The following is a 17,916-nucleotide window of genomic DNA, read 5'->3' as shown; positions in this document are numbered from 1 at the left end:
TAGAAAGGAAGAATCAATTAATGGAAAATTATTATTTTACCTCTCATGAAATAACTCCTGTTACAATGGCAATCTTATCTTTGCGTGACGTAAATGGTGATGCAGTTACACGTGTAATAGAGGAGGATGCAGAATATGTGGTTGATCACTCCCCCACAAAAATCATTGACAACGCATGCCGTTTTTTCGGTAGTAGTCTAAAAGGCAGGCAGGACGGAACAAGAGACATTAGCGGAATTACCCATAAAGCACCAATCTCCATCGACCCTTCAAGTGGAATGTACTTTTTCCCAACTACTTCACCTAGCAATCGAAGATGTTCTTGGATTGCGCATTCGTATATAGATAAAATAAGAAAAGCTGCTGATAGACATACTGAAATTCAGTTTACAAATGGCAGAAAGATTATCATTGCTACATCGTATGGTTCCATCATGAATCAATTACAGCGCACTGCTCAATTTCGCTACTTGCTGGATCATCGAATTAGGCTCTTTCAGCAGTATCAGACTGGTGCGGTAGGAGATCCTTCCCAATGAGTTCATCTAGAATAGCTTCCACTTTTTTACGAATTGCAGGGTTGAAATAATTTCGCTTTTCTTCCCGATTTTGACAAATAAAAAGGAACGAAGAAAACGAGTCATTTTTATTTAATGTAATTACCTGCATTCTCTTCTGCTTCATTGCTGCACGTAGTTCCCTTCTTTCATTGGTTGCCTTTTCTTCCATCTTCGTTAAAAGTTTCATATAAGGCTCCTTTATTTTGAAGGCGCCACGTTGAATATGATCCATGTCCTGTCTGATGACAACTATTGCCATTGATAAAAAAAGAAAGCGCGTGCCTAGTTCTAATTCCTCATCTGAAAGATAGCGCATTTCGATACCTCCTTTAAAACAAGAACATAAGTTCTGTTATTATTATATGCTAAAGTTTAAGCAATTACACTACCAAAATAAGAATACTTGCGTAATAAAAAGAAAGTGGCCAAATAGCTAATTTTAAATTATGCATTTTTCATTGTTTACTTTAGAATATATAATGAGATAATTGTATTTATAGGTAAAAGTAAAAAGGTGAATGAAAAGAACCGGAAAATTCAATGTGTCACTATCATCGGACTTTTTAAACACCCAGCTTTATAATCGAAAATTGCTTTTGTTAACGAGGGGAATTAGACTACATGTACTTGTCAAACATCACTTTTTCTAATTGGAAAAACGTTCTTGAAACGGAAGGACTAGAAAATTTTATAGAGCAATTATTGGAACAGTATGAAGGACTAGGGCCATTACCAGGGATAATATTACCATTTATAGAAGCTTTCTTGCCTTTCTTACCGTTAATCGTTTTTGTACTGGGTAATGCGGCGGCATATGGATTGCTGGAAGGATTTTTGTTTTCCTGGATTGGTGCCAGTAGTGGAGCAATCGTTGTATTTGTTGTTATCAGAAGGCTTGGAAACACAAAACTGTTTGTAAAAATTCGTAAAAACAATCAAGTAAAGAGGATTACAGCATGGGTGGAAAGACATGGATTTGGCCCGCTGTTTCTTCTGCTTTGTTTTCCGTTTTCGCCATCCGCTATTATTAATGTTGTCGCAGGGCTGTCTAAAGTTAGTACCCATCAATTTATTCTTGCTGTTTTTCTAGGGAAAGCAGTTATGATTTTCTCGATATCCTATGTTGGTTCCAGCATTATGGAATTCGCAAAAAATCCAGTTCGAACAATTGTTGTTGGTATTGGTATTTTCCTTTTTTGGATGTTAGGAAAATATCTAGAGCAAAAATTACAAAAAAAAGCTATGGATAAGGCTCGTCAAGATAGGAAGAAAGATTAAAAGGGCTTCCTCTAGGGTATGATAAGAATATAATATCCTGGAGGAAGATGAAGATGAAAAAAATTAATTATCGCAGACTCGTTCCTTTGGTCATACTTGTAGTTATATTTGCGGTAATTCTCAGATCAAGCATCTTTGCAAGTTATGTTGTTGATGGTGAATCAATGCAGCCGACGTTATATGATGGAAATTTATTAATTGTAAATAAAGTTGTATATAATATAAGAGATGTAGGTCGTTTTGATGTGATTGTATTTCATGCGAATGAAGAAGATGATTATGTGAAGCGAGTCATTGGCTTGCCAGGTGATGAGATTGAGTATACGAACGATAAGCTGTACATTAATGGTGAATACGTTCCAGAGAAATTCTTGCAAGTAGATGGTTATGTACAGGCGAGTGACAATCATCCATATACAAAGAATTTTACACTTACTGAAATAACAGGAGACAAAGTTGTTCCCGAAGATCAGTTATTTGTTATGGGAGACAATCGTGGTGACAGTTATGACAGCCGAGCATTTGGATTTATATCAATGGATCAGCTTGTTGGTAAGGTAGATATTAAATACTGGCCACTCTCCCAGACAAAGCTTAGTTTTGGTAAATAGTTATAGCTATATTGGAGCTTCTACTTTTGGTAAAATAGGTAGGAGCTCTATTTATTATTTGACTGTTTTTGTGAAATTTGTTGCTTCATAAGCTTCGTAGTTGGAAGAAACTGCGAACTAACTTCTCGGCTGTTTTCTTCCAGTACGTGCAATAATCGCCGTCCGGGATCGCTTCGGGTCACCCGCGGAAAGCGTTCCGGAGCGAGTATACGCACAAACATTACACGTTAGTTCGAAGTTTTATATTTATTGTGTCAAAAAGCAACAATCTTTTATAGTTTAAGGAGGGCTAACACCAATGGGATTACGATTTATCATGGGAAGATCTGGTACGGGGAAAAGCGGAAGAACATTAGATGAAATCAAAGAGAAACTGTTAGCAAATCCTCAAGGTTCTCCAATATTTTATGTCGTTCCAGACCAAATGACATTTCAGCAGGAATTTGCATTGTTTAATGATGAACATATAAAAGGAAGCATACGTGCACAGGTAGTAAGCTTTTCCCGACTTGCATGGCGGATATTGCAAGAGACGGGGGGAGGTACAAGACAATTTATAAGCTCAATTGGACTGCAAATGATGCTTCGCAAAATAATTGAAGAGAAGCAGGGAGAATGGCAGGTTTTTCAAAAAGCAATGGAAAAACAAGGCTTCCTGAATCAATTGGAGCAAATGATAACGGAATTTAAGAGATACCAAGTAACACCAGAGATTTTACACATGCAAATGGAGCATATGAACCAGTTTGTACATAAAGAACCTGGTGAAGTAGCTTTGGTGAATAAGCTTGATGATTTAGTATATATTTATGAAAAACTTATTGCGGCATTAAAGGATCATTACATGGACGGAGAAGATCAATTACAGCTATTAGCCGAGAAAATAGGAGAATCATCGATTTTAAAAGATGCAGAAATTTATATTGATGGATTTCACAGCTTTACGCCAAATGAGCTTGTTGTTGTTGAAGCCCTAATGAAGCAATGTCACTCGGTTACGATTACACTTGCAGTTGATAATCCGAATGATACGATTTCTGAGCTTGACCTGTTTCATCAAACATCGGAAACGTATCATATCCTAAAGCAAATCGCATATGAGAATTACGTGATGGTTGATGAAACAATCGTTATGCATCCAGCTAATGGCAGATTCAAGGATAGACCGTATTTTGCACATTTAGAACAAAATTTTGATGTCAGGCCGTCACCTGAATTCCATGGTGAAGTGCCAATTCAAATAGCTGAAGCGGTACACCCGCGCGCGGAGGTAGAAGGGGTTGCACAGGAAATATTGCGCCTTGTTCGAGAGGAGAAGTATCGCTTTCAAGATATTGCTATTTTTATTAGGCAAACAGATGTTTATCACGATTTAATTCAAACAATTTTCGATGACCATGATATCCCGGTATTTATCGATGAAAAAAGAACGATGCTGAACCATGCATTGATAGAATTTATTCGTTCCATGCTTGATATCGTCGAAGGAAACTGGCGATATGATGCTGTTTTCCGTGTGTTAAAAACAGGGTTTATTCCAGTATCAAACCAAAAATTTCCTTTAACAAATGATGCAATTGATGAGTTAGAGAATTACGTATTAGAATATGGAATTCGTTCACGAGAACGTTGGTTTAGTGATGAGGAATGGAAGTTTCAAAGGTTCCGCGGTTTTGACAATAATGTGCAAACCGATATGGAAAAACAAACCCAGGAGAGGATTAATGCATACCGAGCGCAAATTGTAAAGGCATTACAGCCATTTGATGAACAGATAAGAAAAGCGGCTACTGTAAGAGAATTATCTGAAATAACCTATTTGCTACTAGAAAAGCTTGGTGTTCCGGAGCGCCTGGAAGAAATGCGAACTTATTATGATGAGCATGGCAAAATCGAAAAAGGAAGAGAGCAGGAACAGGTCTGGGCAGCGGTGATTCAGTTATTTGATGAGATGGTGGAAATGGCTGGAGATGAACCGATGAAATTGGCAACTTTCCGGGCAACGCTTGATGCTGGATTTGAAACGCTAAAATTTGCCCATGTACCTCCAAGCATGGATCATGTTATTGTCGGGACAGTTGATCGTTCACGGCTTAGTGGGGTGCAATGTGCATTTCTTCTCGGTGTAAACGATGGAATTTGGCCATTGAAGCCGCCAGCTGATAGCATGATTAATGAAGAAGAAAGAGCACTTTTAGCAGAAAATGGTATGAAGCTAGCGGAAAGCGGAAAGCGTCAATTATTAGATGATTGGTTTTATATGTATATTGCGTTTACAGCTGCACAAGACAGGCTGATGATTAGTTATCCATTGAGTGATGAGGAAGGGAAGGCCAAAATGCCATCGCAGCTTATTAAGCGTATTGAAGATTTATTCCCGTCTTGCTGTAATCATTTATTACTGCAGGATCCGGATGAATTAGCAGAAGCAGAACGCTTTATCACGGCACCAGTAAAAACAAGATCGGCATTGACAGCACAATTGGCAAGAAGCCAAAAAGGCTATCCAATACAGCCTGTCTGGTGGGAAGTGTATAACTGGTATGTGGAACACCAGCCAAAATATAGTACAACCTATAAGATATTACAAAGCTTATATTATGAAAATAAACCTAGCAATCTAGCGAAGGATACAGTGGAAGAGCTTTATCCGAAACAAGTGAAGGCAAGTGTAAGCAGACTGGAGACATATTACAGATGCTCGTATCAGCATTTTGCGAAATATAGCTTGAAGCTAGATGAACGAAGGACGTATAAATTAGATGCGCCAGATATTGGTCAGCTTTTCCATGAAGCGTTAAAAATCATTACCGATTGGATTCAAGGTGAAGGAAAAGACTTTGCACAGCTAACGAAAAAAGATGCAGATGGCTATGCCGGGAAGGCTGTATTTAATCTTGCTCCTATTTTACAGCATCAAATTCTTCACAGCTCGAATCGATATAAATATATTCAGCAAAAGCTGCAGGAGGTTATCGCGAGAGCCACCTATATTCTAAGTGAACAAGCAAGACAGAGTAATTTCTCGCCAGTTGGATTAGAGCTTGGCTTTGGTGACAAGGAAAAGCTTCCGCCATTAAAAATGCAATTGTCGAATGGATATGAGCTTTTGCTTCGCGGAAGAATTGACCGTGTCGATAAGGCTTTGAATGAAGATAATCTATATTTGAGAATTATTGATTATAAATCAAGTGCGAAAGGCTTAAATCTAATGGAGGTTTATTATGGTATTGCATTACAGATGCTTGCTTATTTAGATGTCGTCTTAACGCATTCGGAACAGTGGCTTGGCACGAAAGCGAGCCCAGCAGGTGTTCTTTATTTCCATGTCCATAATCCAATGATTTCAAGTAAACAAAAAATGAATGATGATCAAATTAGTGAAGAAATCTTTAAAAAATATAAAATGCAAGGCTTGCTTTTATCTGATGAAGAGATTGTCAAAATGATGGACAAGTCACTGGAGTCAGGATCCAGTCAAATTGTACCTGCTGGTATTAAAAAGAGTGGCGGGTTTTATGGTTATTCCAAAATTGCGGATCAAGAAACGTTTTCCAGCTTACAACATCATATTCATCAATTAATGCGAAACGCAGGGCTTGATATGACATCTGGTGGCGTGGATTTAAATCCATACCAGCATAAAGAGCAGATTGCATGTACATTTTGTCCGTTTCATTCGGTTTGTCAATTTGATCCAGAATTACGAGAGAATAATTACCGGAAGCTTAAAGAGATAAAAGAACAGGATATTCTGGGCAAATAAGTAAGTATAATACTTACCAATTTGCATAAGTGCAACTTTAGATTTCATCGAAAGGCTTGGTGCATACAAAGTTTTCTAAAAAACTAAGAGAGGAGTAAACATATGGTTAATTGGACAAAGGAACAGGAAGAGGCGATTTATACTGCCGGAAGCGATATTCTCGTAGCCGCAGCAGCGGGTTCTGGAAAAACAGCCGTACTCGTTGAACGGATTATTAAAAAGCTGTTATCTACTAGCAATCCAGTTGATATCGACTCTTTGCTTGTCGTGACATTTACGAATGCTGCGGCACAGGAGATGCGTAATCGGGTCGGAATTGCACTTGAAAAAGCATTAGCAGAAAATCCGACATCCATGCATTTAAAGAAACAGCTTTCCTTATTGCAGCGTGCTTCCATTTCCACCTTGCACTCCTTTTGCCTTGATGTCGTTCGAAAATATGCGTATTTGATTGATATGGATCCATCTTTTCGAATTGCCGATGATATGGAAGGGGATCTTATCAAGCAGGAAGTTTTGGAGGATTTATTTGAAGAATGGTATGGGGCTGAACCGGGGGAACAACAAGCGTTTTTCGCGGTTGTCGACCGTTTTTCTAATGATCGAAGCGACCTTGAAGTGGAAAATTTAATCCTGGATTTATACACATTTGCAACACAGAATCCATGGCCAGAAAAATGGCTAGATAAGTTAGCTGAATCCTATCATATTCCGGAGGATTGGAAAGAGGAGGATTTAGCTTGGTTAACGATAATAAAACGGGAAGTGAACAACCAGTTTGAAGCAATCCGTCAAGAAATGGAGCTTGCTTTAAGCATAACCCGGGAAAATGATGGACCATACCATTATGCGGATACGATTGATACGGAAATTGCGTTGTTGCATGAAGCAATGAATTTGGTTGATTCATGGGATGAATTGCAGCAGTTCATGTCATCGAAGTCCTTCGGCAGGCTTTCGGGGAAAAAAGCTGACTGTAATGAGCAAAAGAAGGAAAAAGTGAAACAGCTAAGAAAAAGCTACAAGAAACGCTGGGACGATATGAACAGCGAATGGTTCAGGCGGAATTTATCCAGTCATATCGAGGATATGCGTGAGCTTGCACCAGTAATTAAACAGTTGACAGAGCTCGTAAAACAATTTAAAAACCGATTTACTGAACTGAAGCGTGAGAAAGCATTGGTGGACTTCTCGGATTTAGAGCATTATTGCTTGCAGCTGCTTGCCAGCGAGGCATCGACAGCAGATAACATCATTCCATCAAACGTAGCGATCGGGTTTCAAAAGCAGTTCAGCGAGGTTCTAGTTGATGAGTATCAAGATACAAACCTTGTTCAGGAAACGATTTTGACATTGATTAGCGATCGCTCAGAGGATGGAAACATGTTTATGGTAGGGGATGTGAAACAAAGTATTTATCGGTTCCGCCATGCAGAACCATCCCTTTTTATCGAAAAGTATAAGCGATTTGCACGAGAAGAAGAGCAAGCAAAACGAATTGATTTGGCAAGTAATTTCCGCAGCAGGGAACAGGTTTTAATTGGTGCGAACTATATATTTAGACAAATTTTAAATGAAGAGCTTGGTGAGATTGATTATGATCAGGATGCTGAGCTGATCTATGGAAATAAAATGTATGAGGATATGCCGTTTGATAAACCTTTTCCCGAGCTGCTGTTAATTGATCGGGAAACAGGGGAAGAGCATGCCGAGGTATCAGATGAAGAAGAAGATTTTCAGGATTTAGAAAAGGCGCAGTTAGAGGCAAGAGCGTATGCAGAAAAAATTAAAACTTGGATTGGTACAAAAGAAGGCACTAAGCCAATGCAGGTTGTTGATAAAGCGACCCAATCACAACGAGATCTGCAATACCGTGACATCGTGATTTTAATGCGCTCGATGACATGGGCACCAACAATTGTAGATGAGCTGAAAAAGCAAGGAATTCCAGTCTATGCAGAGCTTTCAACAGGTTATTTTGAAGCGATTGAAGTAAAGGTAATGCTTAGTCTGTTGAAGGCGATTGATAATCCAAGGCAGGATATTCCACTCGCTTCAGTTTTAAAATCACCGATAGTTGGTTTAAATGAGGATGAGCTTGCTGCAATACGTCTAGCAGCAAAACAGGATTCTTTTTACGAAGCTGTCCTTACCTATTCAAAACAGCAAACAAATGAAACGACCACGAAATTAAATCGGTTCTTAGAACAGCTTGAACAATTTCGCTTAGCGTCCAGACAAGGTGCATTATCAGAGTTGATTTGGGATATTTATCGGGAAACAGGCTACTATGACTTTGTTGGTGGGATGCCAGGCGGAAGACAGCGTCAGGCGAATCTAAGGGCACTTTATGATCGGGCAAGAGGCTATGAAACAACTTCCTTCCGAGGACTATTCCGTTTTCTCCGATTTATTGAAAGAATGGAAGAGCGTGGCGATGATTTAGGGTCAGCTCGGGCGCTTAGTGAACAAGAAGATGTTGTGCGTATCATGACGATTCATAAGAGTAAAGGGCTGGAATTTCCGGTTGTTATTGTTGGTGCAATGGACAAGCTGTTTAATCAGCGGGATTTAATGCAAAAATACTTACTGCATAAAGATTTAGGGTTAGCGAGTAAGTATATTGATCCAATCAAGCGCATCACCTATCCGACACTATTTTATCATGCTTTTAAGGAGGAAATGCGAAGGGAGCTGCTTGCAGAGGAAATGCGAGTGCTTTACGTAGCTTTGACAAGAGCAAAGGAGAAATTAGTAATGGTTGGGAATGTAGCATCTGTTGAGAAAAAGCTGCAAAAATGGCAAAAAATACAAAATCATCCAGACTGGGTACTGCCAGCATACTTCCGAGCGGAATCGAGAACATACTTGGACTGGTTTGGACCAGCTCTCATCCGTCACCAAGAATCAGAGGTGCTTCGTGAAGAGGGAATCGGCAATGGTGTATTAGATGAAATCAAAGCAGATCCATCAAAGTGGGATATTTCGATTATCCATGCTAGTGAATTGACAAATTTGGAAGAAAGAACAGTCGAAACAGATTTGAATTTAAAAGAGAAGATTAACGAATGGCAGCCTGTACACATCGGGGATAAAACATTAGAAAAATTTGTTGATGAACGTTTATCTTATCATTATCCATTTAGCGAAGCGGCAAGGTCACGTGCAAAGCAGTCTGTTACAGAATTGAAGCGTCAGCAGGAAATGAAGGACGAATATAGTGATGATCGCTTTGTACAAGCCTTCCGAGCGCCAATTATTAAGCGTCCAAATTTCATGCAGCAGGAAAGACAGGTAACAGCTGCAGAAAAAGGGACAGCCTTGCATACGGTCATGCAGCATTTGCCAATACGTAAACTACTGAAGAAAAAGGAAATCGAGGAAACAGTGGAAATGTTGGCTGATAAAGAAATATTGACGCGTGTAGAAGCTTCTGTTATTGACAGTGAAGCCATTGAGCAGTTTTTCCATTCTGAAATTGCCGAACGGATAATGGAAAGTCCACAGGTCATTCGTGAAATTCCGTTTAGTTTAACGTTGCCTGCAAGCAAGGTTTATGCAAATTGGGAAAGTGAGACAGATGAGCAAGTATTGATTCAGGGTGTGATTGATTGCGTAATTCAAAGTGATGATGGCTGGATTATTTTAGATTATAAAACAGATGCGATTACAGCAGATGTTACAGAAGAGGTAAAGGTACAATTAGTAAGTCGATATGAAACACAAATGAAGCTTTACCGAACAGCATTAGAAACGATCTGGAAAGAACCAGTGAAGGAAACGTATTTGTATTTCTTTGCTAAGGATCTATTGCTCGAAGTGTAATCACAATTGGTTTGAAATTGCATGTAGTGGGGGATAATTCTCACTACATGCTAGTTTTTTTAGATAGAAACCGGAATTGAAAGGATATCGATGATGGATATAAATGCAGCACCAACTAAAGAGAAGAATCGGCTTGCAGCAATCGATGCTGCACGAGGCTTTGCTATTTTCGGTATATTCATTGTAAATATTGGAGCTTTCTCGGCTCCTTACTTTATCTATGGTGGTGCAACTGCGGTGTGGAATTCTACCGCTGACCGCTATACACAAGCATTGATTGATATGTTTTTTCAAGCAAGCTTTTATACGCTGTTTTCACTTTTATTTGGTTTTGGAATCCAATTGCTGAAGGATAGGCTAGTTGAACGAAATATTCGTGTAAGCCGCTTTTTGGCGAAACGGTTAACGATATTAGTAGGGTTCGGAGTAATCCATGCATTTGCTATTTGGCACGGAGATATTTTACTATCCTATGGTCTTATTGGTCTGCTATTACTATTGTTTCTAAAAGCTAGCAATACATCCTTGCTTGCATGGGGAGCAGCTCTTTTAGGTGGAAGTGTTGGTTTATTATCATTTGCTTTATATGGAACGCGAAGTGCTTTAGGAGGGTCAAACCAACTCGCTATTACGCAAGCTATTACAAGTTATCAAAGCGAGAGCCTTATTACGATTTGGGAGCAAAATTACAATGATTGGATGAACGCCAATGGCGGAATAGGGTTCTTCTTTCTTATTATGGTATTACTCCCATTATTTTTATTCGGCATGTATATCGCAAGAAAGCGCTGGCTGCATGAGCCAGAGAAGCATAAAACCATTTTGAGAAAGCTTTGGCTGGTGTCACTCATTGGTTTTATAGGGTTAAAAATTGGGCCGTATCTCGTTGGGAATCCACTTTGGATATCCTACCTTCAGGATAATGTTGGCGGGACATTTTCGGCCATATTTTATATTATATCAATAACGTTTATAGCGCAGCGAAAAATTGGACAGAAAATCATCCAGCCCTTTGCGGCAGTTGGAAGAATGGCATTAACCAACTACCTCATGCAGTCAATAATTTGCTTTATTCTTTTTTATGGTATTGGTTTTGGTTTATATGGTTCGATTCGTCCGCTAGCTGGAGTAGGAATGGTGCTTGTTGTTTTTATTGGTCAAATCTTTCTTAGCAACTGGTGGTTAAGGCGATTTCGGTTTGGACCATTTGAGTGGCTATGGCGTAGTTTAACCTATGGAAAGCGACAACCATTACGAAAGCTGGAGGGTTGACAGATGAATAGGCAAAAGCTAAAACGAGAAGCGAAAGCATGGGTGGAAGAAGGTATTATTTCTGACGAGCAATACGATAAGATTATAGAACGCTATTCTAAAAGTGGACCAAATTCAATTATCCTTCTATTTGCTATTTTACTAATGGCACTCGGATTTTTGACATTTATTATGTCTGACTGGGCGCGGGAACCGCATTTATCAAGGATTGTTATCCTTGCAAGCGTAACAACTGTGCTCTATGTATTAGGAGATATACGTTACCGAAAAAGTGCAGATTTAATAGCAATCAGCTTTATTGTGCTTGGCTATATTGCTTTCGGGGCGGGAATGCTATTAGCTATTGATATTTACAACATTCAAGTGACATTTGCTTGGCCCTTTATCATATGGGCAGTTGTAGGTCTTGGCGTCTATTTTATATATGAGCATAAATTATTGTTTTCAGTTGCAATTGCAGTAACAACGATAGGCCAACTATACAATGCGAGTATTAATTCAGCTTTTAGCTGGGTTCTGCTGTTTCTATTACTGCTCGGTTTTGGTCATTTTGTCTACCACCATCGGAATTATTTATTCAGCTACCTGTTTAGTATAAGCTTTGTTGTGCAATTATTAACGCTTGTTTTTGCAGCGTCCCAGCAGTATTATTGGTTGATTTTGTACTTTTTAATTTTGTATGTTGCTGGTGATTTGATTAGAGAACAAGTTTATCGGAAGCCCTTTAAAATAATCAGCTTACTTGCCATTTTTATATTCGGGATGTACCAAACTTTTATTCTCCAAGACGAATTTTACATGGATAATCTAACCCTTCAATGGAGCTTTATAATAGTTTGGTTCGTGTTGTTTGGTGCAGCAATAGCTATAAAAATAATAGATAATCGAAGCTATCAGCTGATTGACTTCGTTTTATTCTTACCAATCGCGTTTATACCATTTTCATATGGTATGAGTTTGATTGTTCTATTTATATTTTCGCTTGTCTGGCTCTTTATTGGCTATAAGCAGGACAATAGTGAGTATATTTTAATTGGAACGATCTCGTTTTTAGTCAGTGTTTTCACGGTGTATATTCAATTTGCATGGGATGCGTTGAATAAGTCACTTTTCTTTTTAATTGGAGGAATTCTATTATTTTTAATTAGTTTTTTAATCGAGAAACAGCGTCGTACAATTGTTGATAAGCAAAAGGGGGGCGAGTAAGCATGAAACGTTTCTTATTCTATCTCCTGCTTTTGCTGCAAATTGCGATACTTTTTCTCTTAGGCGTACAATATTATTTTATCGATGATTATGGACGTACGGTACAATTGCTTAGTAAGCATGAGGAAATGACGGATACGTATGGAAGCTATAATCAGCATATGACATATATTGATTATGAGATTAATTTTATAGCAGAGGATGCTTGGGAAATTGCAGAAGAAGTAGATTATAATACGAAGATATATGTCTTGCTCGAATCTGATTCGGATGGTGTCTTTCATATTGTGAAAGCAAACGATCAGAAAATAGATGCTGAACAGGACCAGATCGTTCTCCAAGGGAGATATCAGTATTACAATGATATGCAGAAAGAATATCATGTCACCTATGGAATTGAATCGTTTCATCCTGATTTTGACTTTAATCGTTCAGTCAGGGACCGATCAATAATCACCATACAGCTTGCGCCATGGGGGCAAAAAAAGGTGACCGATATAGAAAACTGAAATAGCTTGAAAATAAAATCACAGAAACGTTGATGTATCGACATTTCTGTGATTTTTAATGTTATTTTTTAAGGCTGCAGTACATCCTTGATTCGAACTATAGCCCACTCTAAGTCTTTTTTAGAAATGACAAGCGGAGGGGCAAAGCGGATGACATTTTCATGTGTTTCTTTACATAATAGACCTTTCTCTTTTAATGCCTCGCAATATGGGCGAGCGCTTTCAGTAAGCTCGACACCAACAAATAACCCTTTACCACGTACTTCCTTTATGATTGGGTTATTAATTTTTCTAAGCTCATTGAGCATATGATTACCCATCTCAAGGGACCAATCAGCGAGCTTTTCTTCTTCCAGAACCTCTAATGATGCAATGGAAACAGCGCAAGCAAGTGGGTTCCCGCCAAAAGTAGAACCGTGTGAACCAGGATTAAACACGCTAAGAATGTCATTATTGGCAACGATACAGGAAATTGGGAAAACGCCGCCACCTAAGGCTTTTCCGAGAATTAAAATATCTGGAGAAACATGCTCCCAGTCGCAAGCAAATAGCTTTCCGCTTCGACCAAGTCCCGATTGAATTTCATCTGCAATATATAGGACATTATTTTCCTTGCACACGTTATAAGCTTCTTTTAGAAATCCATCAGGTGGAATAATAATCCCGGCTTCTCCTTGAATTGGTTCGAAAAGAAAACCAGCCGTATTCTCATTGATAGCATTCTTTAGAGCATCAATATCTCCGTACGGGATTAGTTTAATCCCTGGGAGCATTGGCCCGAAGCCGCGTTGGTATTCAAGTTCAGAAGATAAAGAAACCGCCGTCATTGTTCGACCATGAAAGTTGCCTTCGCAAGCGATGATTTCAGCTTTGTTATTTTCTACTCCTTTGACATCATACGCCCATCGCCTTGCAGCTTTAATTGCTGTTTCCACTGCTTCGGCTCCAGTATTCATTGGAAGTGCCATATCTTTATTTGTCAGCTTGCAAATTTTTTCATACCACGGTCCTAATTGATCATTATGAAACGCCCTAGATGTTAGAGTGACATTGTCCGCCTGCTTTTTTAATGCTGCAATAATTTTAGGATGCCTGTGCCCCTGATTAACGGCTGAATAAGCGCTCAGCATATCCAAATAACGATTTCCTTCTGGATCCTCGAGCCAAACATTCTCTGATTTTGAAATGACTACTGGAAGGGGATGATAGTTCTTCGCACCGAATTGTTGTGTCTGGTCGATAATCTCTTGACTTCTCATATTTTGACCCTCCATTATTGGAAAATTTAAACACCATGTTTAGTATAACAGCTTTAGAATTGAATTACTTCTCCTTAGAGCAAATAAATGAATTATTCTTAGTTCCATGATATGATACGAATAGAAATCGGTATATCAGCTCTAAACGATGTGTGCAAAAGGAAGATTTTTAACACCTTTTTGGACAACCTTAAATGCTGATATAAGGAGGTAGTATACTAATGACACATATGCACATTACAGGATGGGTATTAGGATTAATTTTGTTCATCGTTGCAATCGTAATGCAAAAACAAGGAAAAGCAAAACCAGCGAAAATCGTTCACATGATCTTACGTCTAGTTTATCTGTTTATTCTGTATACAGGTATTGTACTCGTGTTGGATTATTTCAGTGGCGGCTATCAAATGCCATATCCGGCTGAAGCTGCTACAAAGGGAGCTGCAGGAATCTGGCTTATTGCAGCAATGGAAATGATTCTTGTAAAGTTAGGCAAAGGAAAACCAACAAAAGGTGTTTGGATACAATTTTGGATTGCACTTCTCATTGTACTCGTACTTGGCTTTTTCCGTTTGCCAATGGGCTTTTATTTTTAATAGCGAAGGTAAAAGGCTGTCCATTTTGGGCAGTCTTTTTAAATGTATTTAACCCAATAATGTGAAGGCTTTTCAACAATCCAAGCAATGGGATTGACTATTTTTCTCCTTCCTTAATAATTAAGTAAAGAGATAGTTTACAGCTTGAAAAGCGATGGAGGATTATTTATGAAAAAAATAGCAGGGGTGTTTTTAGCAGTAGGTTTAATAGCTTTTATGACATTTGTTCCCAATGTTGCAGCTGAAAGAGAACGGGGACTAGAGGATGAAATTATATATAACATTTTGATTGATCGTTACAATAATGGCACACCGACTAATGATACTCAAGTAAATCTTGATGATCCTCAAGCATACCACGGAGGGGACCTTCAAGGAGTAATTGCAAAGCTCGATGACTTACAGGAAATTGGGGTTACAACAATCTCTTTATCCCCTTTGATGGAAAATAGTGACAATGGGTTCCATGGCTATTGGATTGAAGATTTTTATCAGGTGGAAGATCATATTGGAACAATGGAAGACTTACATACGTTGATTGAAGAAGCACATAATCGTGATATGAAAGTAGTTATAGAATTTGTTACGAATTATGTTGCTGCAAGTCATCCAATCGTCGATGATTCAGAAAAAGCAGATTGGTTTATTGACAATGAGTTGACAGAGCCAGCTTGGATGGAGAACACTGTTCGTTTAAATTTGGAGCATCCGGAGGTGGAAGCTTATTTACTAGACGTTGCTGCGTATTGGATGGAGGAAACAGCAATTGATGGCTTTAAGCTTCATGCAGTTGATCAAGCACCATTGACATTTTTGGAGAGCTTTACACAGTATATAAAAGAATTGAATCCTGAATTTTATCTGCTCGGTGATATCCTCGTTACGGATGCGGATAATGCTGAATTAATAAACGACACTGCATTGGATGCGGTAGGCAATATGCGCTTAAATGATGCAATGGTGGAGGTTTTTGCTGAACCAGACAATGCGGTGGAAAATATTTATGAAGTATGGCAAACAGCAAAAAATCAGCAGCCTTTATTGTATATGGATGATTTTAATTCAGAACGCTTTACACAGAAATTTTCTGAGAATGGAAGAAATACGCTAACAACGTGGTCATTGGCATTAACTTATATGTATACAACACCAGGAGTGCCAATGTTGCTTCAGGGAAGTGAACTTCCGATGTATGGCACAGAAGCAGAGGAATCCCAGCGTTTAGTACCATTTAATAGTGGAGAACCAGATTTAAAGGAATTCCATAATCGAATCTCAGCATTACGCAATGAGTTTCCAGTGCTGCGGTATGGTGATTTTGAAATCGTTGATTCTTCTGGTGCGCTAAGCGTCTTTAAACGAACCTATAATGATGAAACAATGTATATCGCAATTAACAATGGTAGTGAGTCAGCATATGTTGATGTTTCAGACATACCTTCAAATATGGAGTTAAGAGGATATCTCGGTGATAATCTAGTAAGAGAAAATGAAAATGGGGATTACCGAATTGGTTTAGCGCGGGAGAGTGCTGAAGTGTATACCGTTCAAACAGACGCAGGCTTTAATTGGTTATTTATCGGGTTTGTCGTCGGTGTGTTTGTTTTGTTTATTGGGGCAATTATATTCTTAAGTGCTAAACAAAAGAAGTCGAACATGTAATTGACATATGGACAAGGCTCTCCAAAAGGAACGTTCCTGGAGAGCTTTGTCGAATTTAGTTAGCCGTTTACAATTGTACCGCCATTAATGTGAATCATTTGGCCAGTAATATAGCTTGCATCTTCACTTGCTAAATAGACATACGCTGGTCCTAATTCTTGTGGCTGACCAGGTCGCTTCATTGGTGCATTTGCACCAAAATTACTTACTTTATCCTCCGTAAAGGATGCTGGGATTAAAGGTGTCCAAATGGGCCCTGGTGCAACCCCGTTCACTCGAATGCCTTTATCAACGAGGGAGCCGGAAAGCGATCTTGTAAAGGAAGTAATCGCTCCTTTTGTAGCAGAATAATCAATTAAATCTACATTTCCTTTATAAGCGGTAATCGAGGACGTATTAATTATGCTGCTACCTGATTTTAGGTTCGGTAATACAGCTTTTGTCAGATAAAACATACTGAAAATATTGGTTCGGAACGTTTTTTCCAGTTGTTCACTTGTAATGTCCATAATACTATTCTGTATGTGCTGTTCAGCAGCGTTATTAACGAGTATATCAATTTTACCGAATGTGTCTAATACCTCGGTAACAGCAGCCTCACAAAATGATTGATTCCCAATATCGCCGTTAATTAAAATACATTTCTGACCTTCATTTTCAATCAGTCTTTTTGTATCATTCGCATCTTCATGTTCATCCAAGTAAATAATTGCGACGGATGCACCTTCTCTTGCAAAGTGTACACTTACGGATCTACCGATTCCACTGTCACCGCCAGTAATAATGGCAACCTTATCCTTTAATTTATCACTGCCTTTGTATTCGTTTCGAATATATGCTGGTTCTGGATTCATTTTTGCTTCAATTCCGGGCTGTTTGTGTTGTATTTGAGCCGGAGGGGTTTGTGTTCCGTTTTTTTGTTCCATTTCCATGATAAAAGTTCCTCCTTGAAAATTGCTTATTAACAATGTACCCGGATCGTGGAATTTCAATCATGGAAAATAGATTAGGAAAACTTGAGATTGGGAATTACAAACAATGGATACGGTTAAACTTTTTTCTCAATTGATATTTCATGTGCAGAAACAGCACCCTTTTCATGCAAACAATTATAAAACGCACGATATGTTTTAAGGTCAATTTCGCCATGGATATATTTTTTCTGGCAATAGTCTAATAAATTATCAATCGTTTGCGGGGCAAATTTGTGTTCCATCTCAAAGGCGTCCAATAATTCGTTCAGCATGGAAAACCTCCATCATAAGTTATTTATACATTCATATGTTGAAGGAGGCTCATTCATACTACTTTTTCAAGTTACTGCTGTTTGATGTCGCATGGGAAAGCTTCCATTACACGGTTATTCTCTACA

Annotated in this window: 14 protein-coding genes; 10 read left to right on the top strand and 4 right to left on the bottom strand. The window is 38.7% G+C overall.

Translation table 11 applies throughout. The annotated features are described in order from the left end of the window. The first annotated feature begins 20 nt into the window (after positions 1-20). Positions 21-539 (top strand): competence protein ComK, encoded by a 519-nt coding sequence (locus tag NST46_RS20380; RefSeq protein ID WP_095309592.1) that lies wholly within the window; start codon positions 21-23, stop codon positions 537-539. Here the strand turns inward: NST46_RS20380 and NST46_RS20375 are convergent. Next, on the bottom strand, positions 487-876 hold the full coding sequence (locus NST46_RS20375) for a hypothetical protein (protein ID WP_118888730.1): 390 nt from the start codon (positions 874-876) through the stop codon (positions 487-489). The genes NST46_RS20380 and NST46_RS20375 overlap by 53 nt on opposite strands. Positions 877-1,181: 305 nt before the next feature. Here NST46_RS20375 and NST46_RS20370 point away from each other — a divergent pair, with 305 nt between their 5' ends. The 7 genes from NST46_RS20370 to NST46_RS20340 all read left to right on the top strand — a co-directional run bounded on the left by NST46_RS20370 (position 1,182) and on the right by NST46_RS20340 (position 13,027). Continuing rightward, positions 1,182-1,838, top strand: a complete 657-nt coding sequence (locus NST46_RS20370; RefSeq protein WP_095309588.1) for a TVP38/TMEM64 family protein — start codon at positions 1,182-1,184, stop codon at positions 1,836-1,838. A gap of 53 nt (positions 1,839-1,891) precedes the next feature. Further along, on the top strand, positions 1,892-2,449 hold the full coding sequence (lepB, locus tag NST46_RS20365) for a signal peptidase I (RefSeq protein WP_095309586.1): 558 nt from the start codon (positions 1,892-1,894) through the stop codon (positions 2,447-2,449). Between the two features lie 298 nt (positions 2,450-2,747). Beyond that, a complete protein-coding gene (gene addB / locus NST46_RS20360; protein WP_303448011.1) occupies positions 2,748-6,215 on the top strand; it encodes a helicase-exonuclease AddAB subunit AddB in 3,468 nt (1,155 codons plus the stop codon). Between the two features lie 102 nt (positions 6,216-6,317). Next, positions 6,318-10,040, top strand: a complete 3,723-nt coding sequence (gene addA, locus NST46_RS20355; RefSeq protein ID WP_341137676.1) for a helicase-exonuclease AddAB subunit AddA — start codon at positions 6,318-6,320, stop codon at positions 10,038-10,040. A gap of 90 nt (positions 10,041-10,130) precedes the next feature. Then, positions 10,131-11,312: a DUF418 domain-containing protein gene (locus tag NST46_RS20350; protein WP_341137675.1), complete on the top strand. Its 1,182-nt coding sequence runs from the start codon at positions 10,131-10,133 to the stop codon at positions 11,310-11,312. Between the two features lie 3 nt (positions 11,313-11,315). Beyond that, on the top strand, positions 11,316-12,518 hold the full coding sequence (locus NST46_RS20345) for a DUF2157 domain-containing protein (RefSeq protein ID WP_341137674.1): 1,203 nt from the start codon (positions 11,316-11,318) through the stop codon (positions 12,516-12,518). Between the two features lie 2 nt (positions 12,519-12,520). Then, complete coding sequence (locus NST46_RS20340) at positions 12,521-13,027, top strand: GDYXXLXY domain-containing protein (protein ID WP_303448007.1); 507 nt, start codon at positions 12,521-12,523, stop codon at positions 13,025-13,027. Between the two features lie 68 nt (positions 13,028-13,095). Here the strand turns inward: NST46_RS20340 and NST46_RS20335 are convergent, their stop codons facing one another. Next, on the bottom strand, positions 13,096-14,286 hold the full coding sequence (locus tag NST46_RS20335; RefSeq protein WP_341137673.1) for an ornithine--oxo-acid transaminase: 1,191 nt from the start codon (positions 14,284-14,286) through the stop codon (positions 13,096-13,098). Positions 14,287-14,507: 221 nt separating this feature from the next. Here NST46_RS20335 and NST46_RS20330 point away from each other — a divergent pair, with 221 nt between their 5' ends. Next, positions 14,508-14,882: a YisL family protein gene (locus NST46_RS20330; RefSeq protein ID WP_095309575.1), complete on the top strand. Its 375-nt coding sequence runs from the start codon at positions 14,508-14,510 to the stop codon at positions 14,880-14,882. Positions 14,883-15,050: 168 nt separating this feature from the next. After that, complete coding sequence (locus tag NST46_RS20325) at positions 15,051-16,544, top strand: alpha-amylase family glycosyl hydrolase (protein WP_340003175.1); 1,494 nt, start codon at positions 15,051-15,053, stop codon at positions 16,542-16,544. 59 nt (positions 16,545-16,603) lie between these two features. Here the strand turns inward: NST46_RS20325 and NST46_RS20320 are convergent, their stop codons facing one another. After that, a complete protein-coding gene (locus tag NST46_RS20320; protein WP_118888738.1) occupies positions 16,604-17,476 on the bottom strand; it encodes an SDR family oxidoreductase in 873 nt (290 codons plus the stop codon). Positions 17,477-17,592: 116 nt separating this feature from the next. Continuing rightward, the gene (gene yppF, locus NST46_RS20315) at positions 17,593-17,790 is read right to left on the bottom strand and encodes a YppF family protein (protein WP_303448002.1); all 198 of its coding nucleotides are present in this window, start codon (positions 17,788-17,790) and stop codon (positions 17,593-17,595) included. Positions 17,791-17,916 lie beyond the last annotated feature (126 nt).

The sequence above is a fragment of the Oceanobacillus sp. FSL W7-1309 genome, from assembly GCF_038002145.1.
GTDB classification, from domain to species: Bacteria; Bacillota; Bacilli; order Bacillales; family Amphibacillaceae; genus Oceanobacillus; species Oceanobacillus profundus.
Note: the sequence above shows the minus strand (reverse complement) of the source record. Positions and strands in the feature narration are given on the sequence as shown.

What these genes read in the sequence shown, in the direction of transcription:
- NST46_RS20370 (WP_095309588.1), top strand. Translation starts at nt 1,182, where the DNA reads ATGTACTTGTCAAACATCACTTTTTCTAATTGGAAAAACGTTCTTGAA.
- NST46_RS20375 (WP_118888730.1), bottom strand. Translation starts at nt 876, where the DNA reads ATGCGCTATCTTTCAGATGAGGAATTAGAACTAGGCACGCGCTTTCTT.
- NST46_RS20350 (WP_341137675.1), top strand. Translation starts at nt 10,131, where the DNA reads ATGATGGATATAAATGCAGCACCAACTAAAGAGAAGAATCGGCTTGCA.
- NST46_RS20335 (WP_341137673.1), bottom strand. Translation starts at nt 14,286, where the DNA reads ATGAGAAGTCAAGAGATTATCGACCAGACACAACAATTCGGTGCGAAG.
- lepB (WP_095309586.1), top strand. Translation starts at nt 1,892, where the DNA reads ATGAAAAAAATTAATTATCGCAGACTCGTTCCTTTGGTCATACTTGTA.
- NST46_RS20330 (WP_095309575.1), top strand. Translation starts at nt 14,508, where the DNA reads ATGACACATATGCACATTACAGGATGGGTATTAGGATTAATTTTGTTC.
- NST46_RS20320 (WP_118888738.1), bottom strand. Translation starts at nt 17,476, where the DNA reads ATGGAAATGGAACAAAAAAACGGAACACAAACCCCTCCGGCTCAAATA.
- yppF (WP_303448002.1), bottom strand. Translation starts at nt 17,790, where the DNA reads ATGCTGAACGAATTATTGGACGCCTTTGAGATGGAACACAAATTTGCC.
- addA (WP_341137676.1), top strand. Translation starts at nt 6,318, where the DNA reads ATGGTTAATTGGACAAAGGAACAGGAAGAGGCGATTTATACTGCCGGA.
- NST46_RS20380 (WP_095309592.1), top strand. Translation starts at nt 21, where the DNA reads ATGGAAAATTATTATTTTACCTCTCATGAAATAACTCCTGTTACAATG.
- NST46_RS20340 (WP_303448007.1), top strand. Translation starts at nt 12,521, where the DNA reads ATGAAACGTTTCTTATTCTATCTCCTGCTTTTGCTGCAAATTGCGATA.
- NST46_RS20345 (WP_341137674.1), top strand. Translation starts at nt 11,316, where the DNA reads ATGAATAGGCAAAAGCTAAAACGAGAAGCGAAAGCATGGGTGGAAGAA.
- NST46_RS20325 (WP_340003175.1), top strand. Translation starts at nt 15,051, where the DNA reads ATGAAAAAAATAGCAGGGGTGTTTTTAGCAGTAGGTTTAATAGCTTTT.
- addB (WP_303448011.1), top strand. Translation starts at nt 2,748, where the DNA reads ATGGGATTACGATTTATCATGGGAAGATCTGGTACGGGGAAAAGCGGA.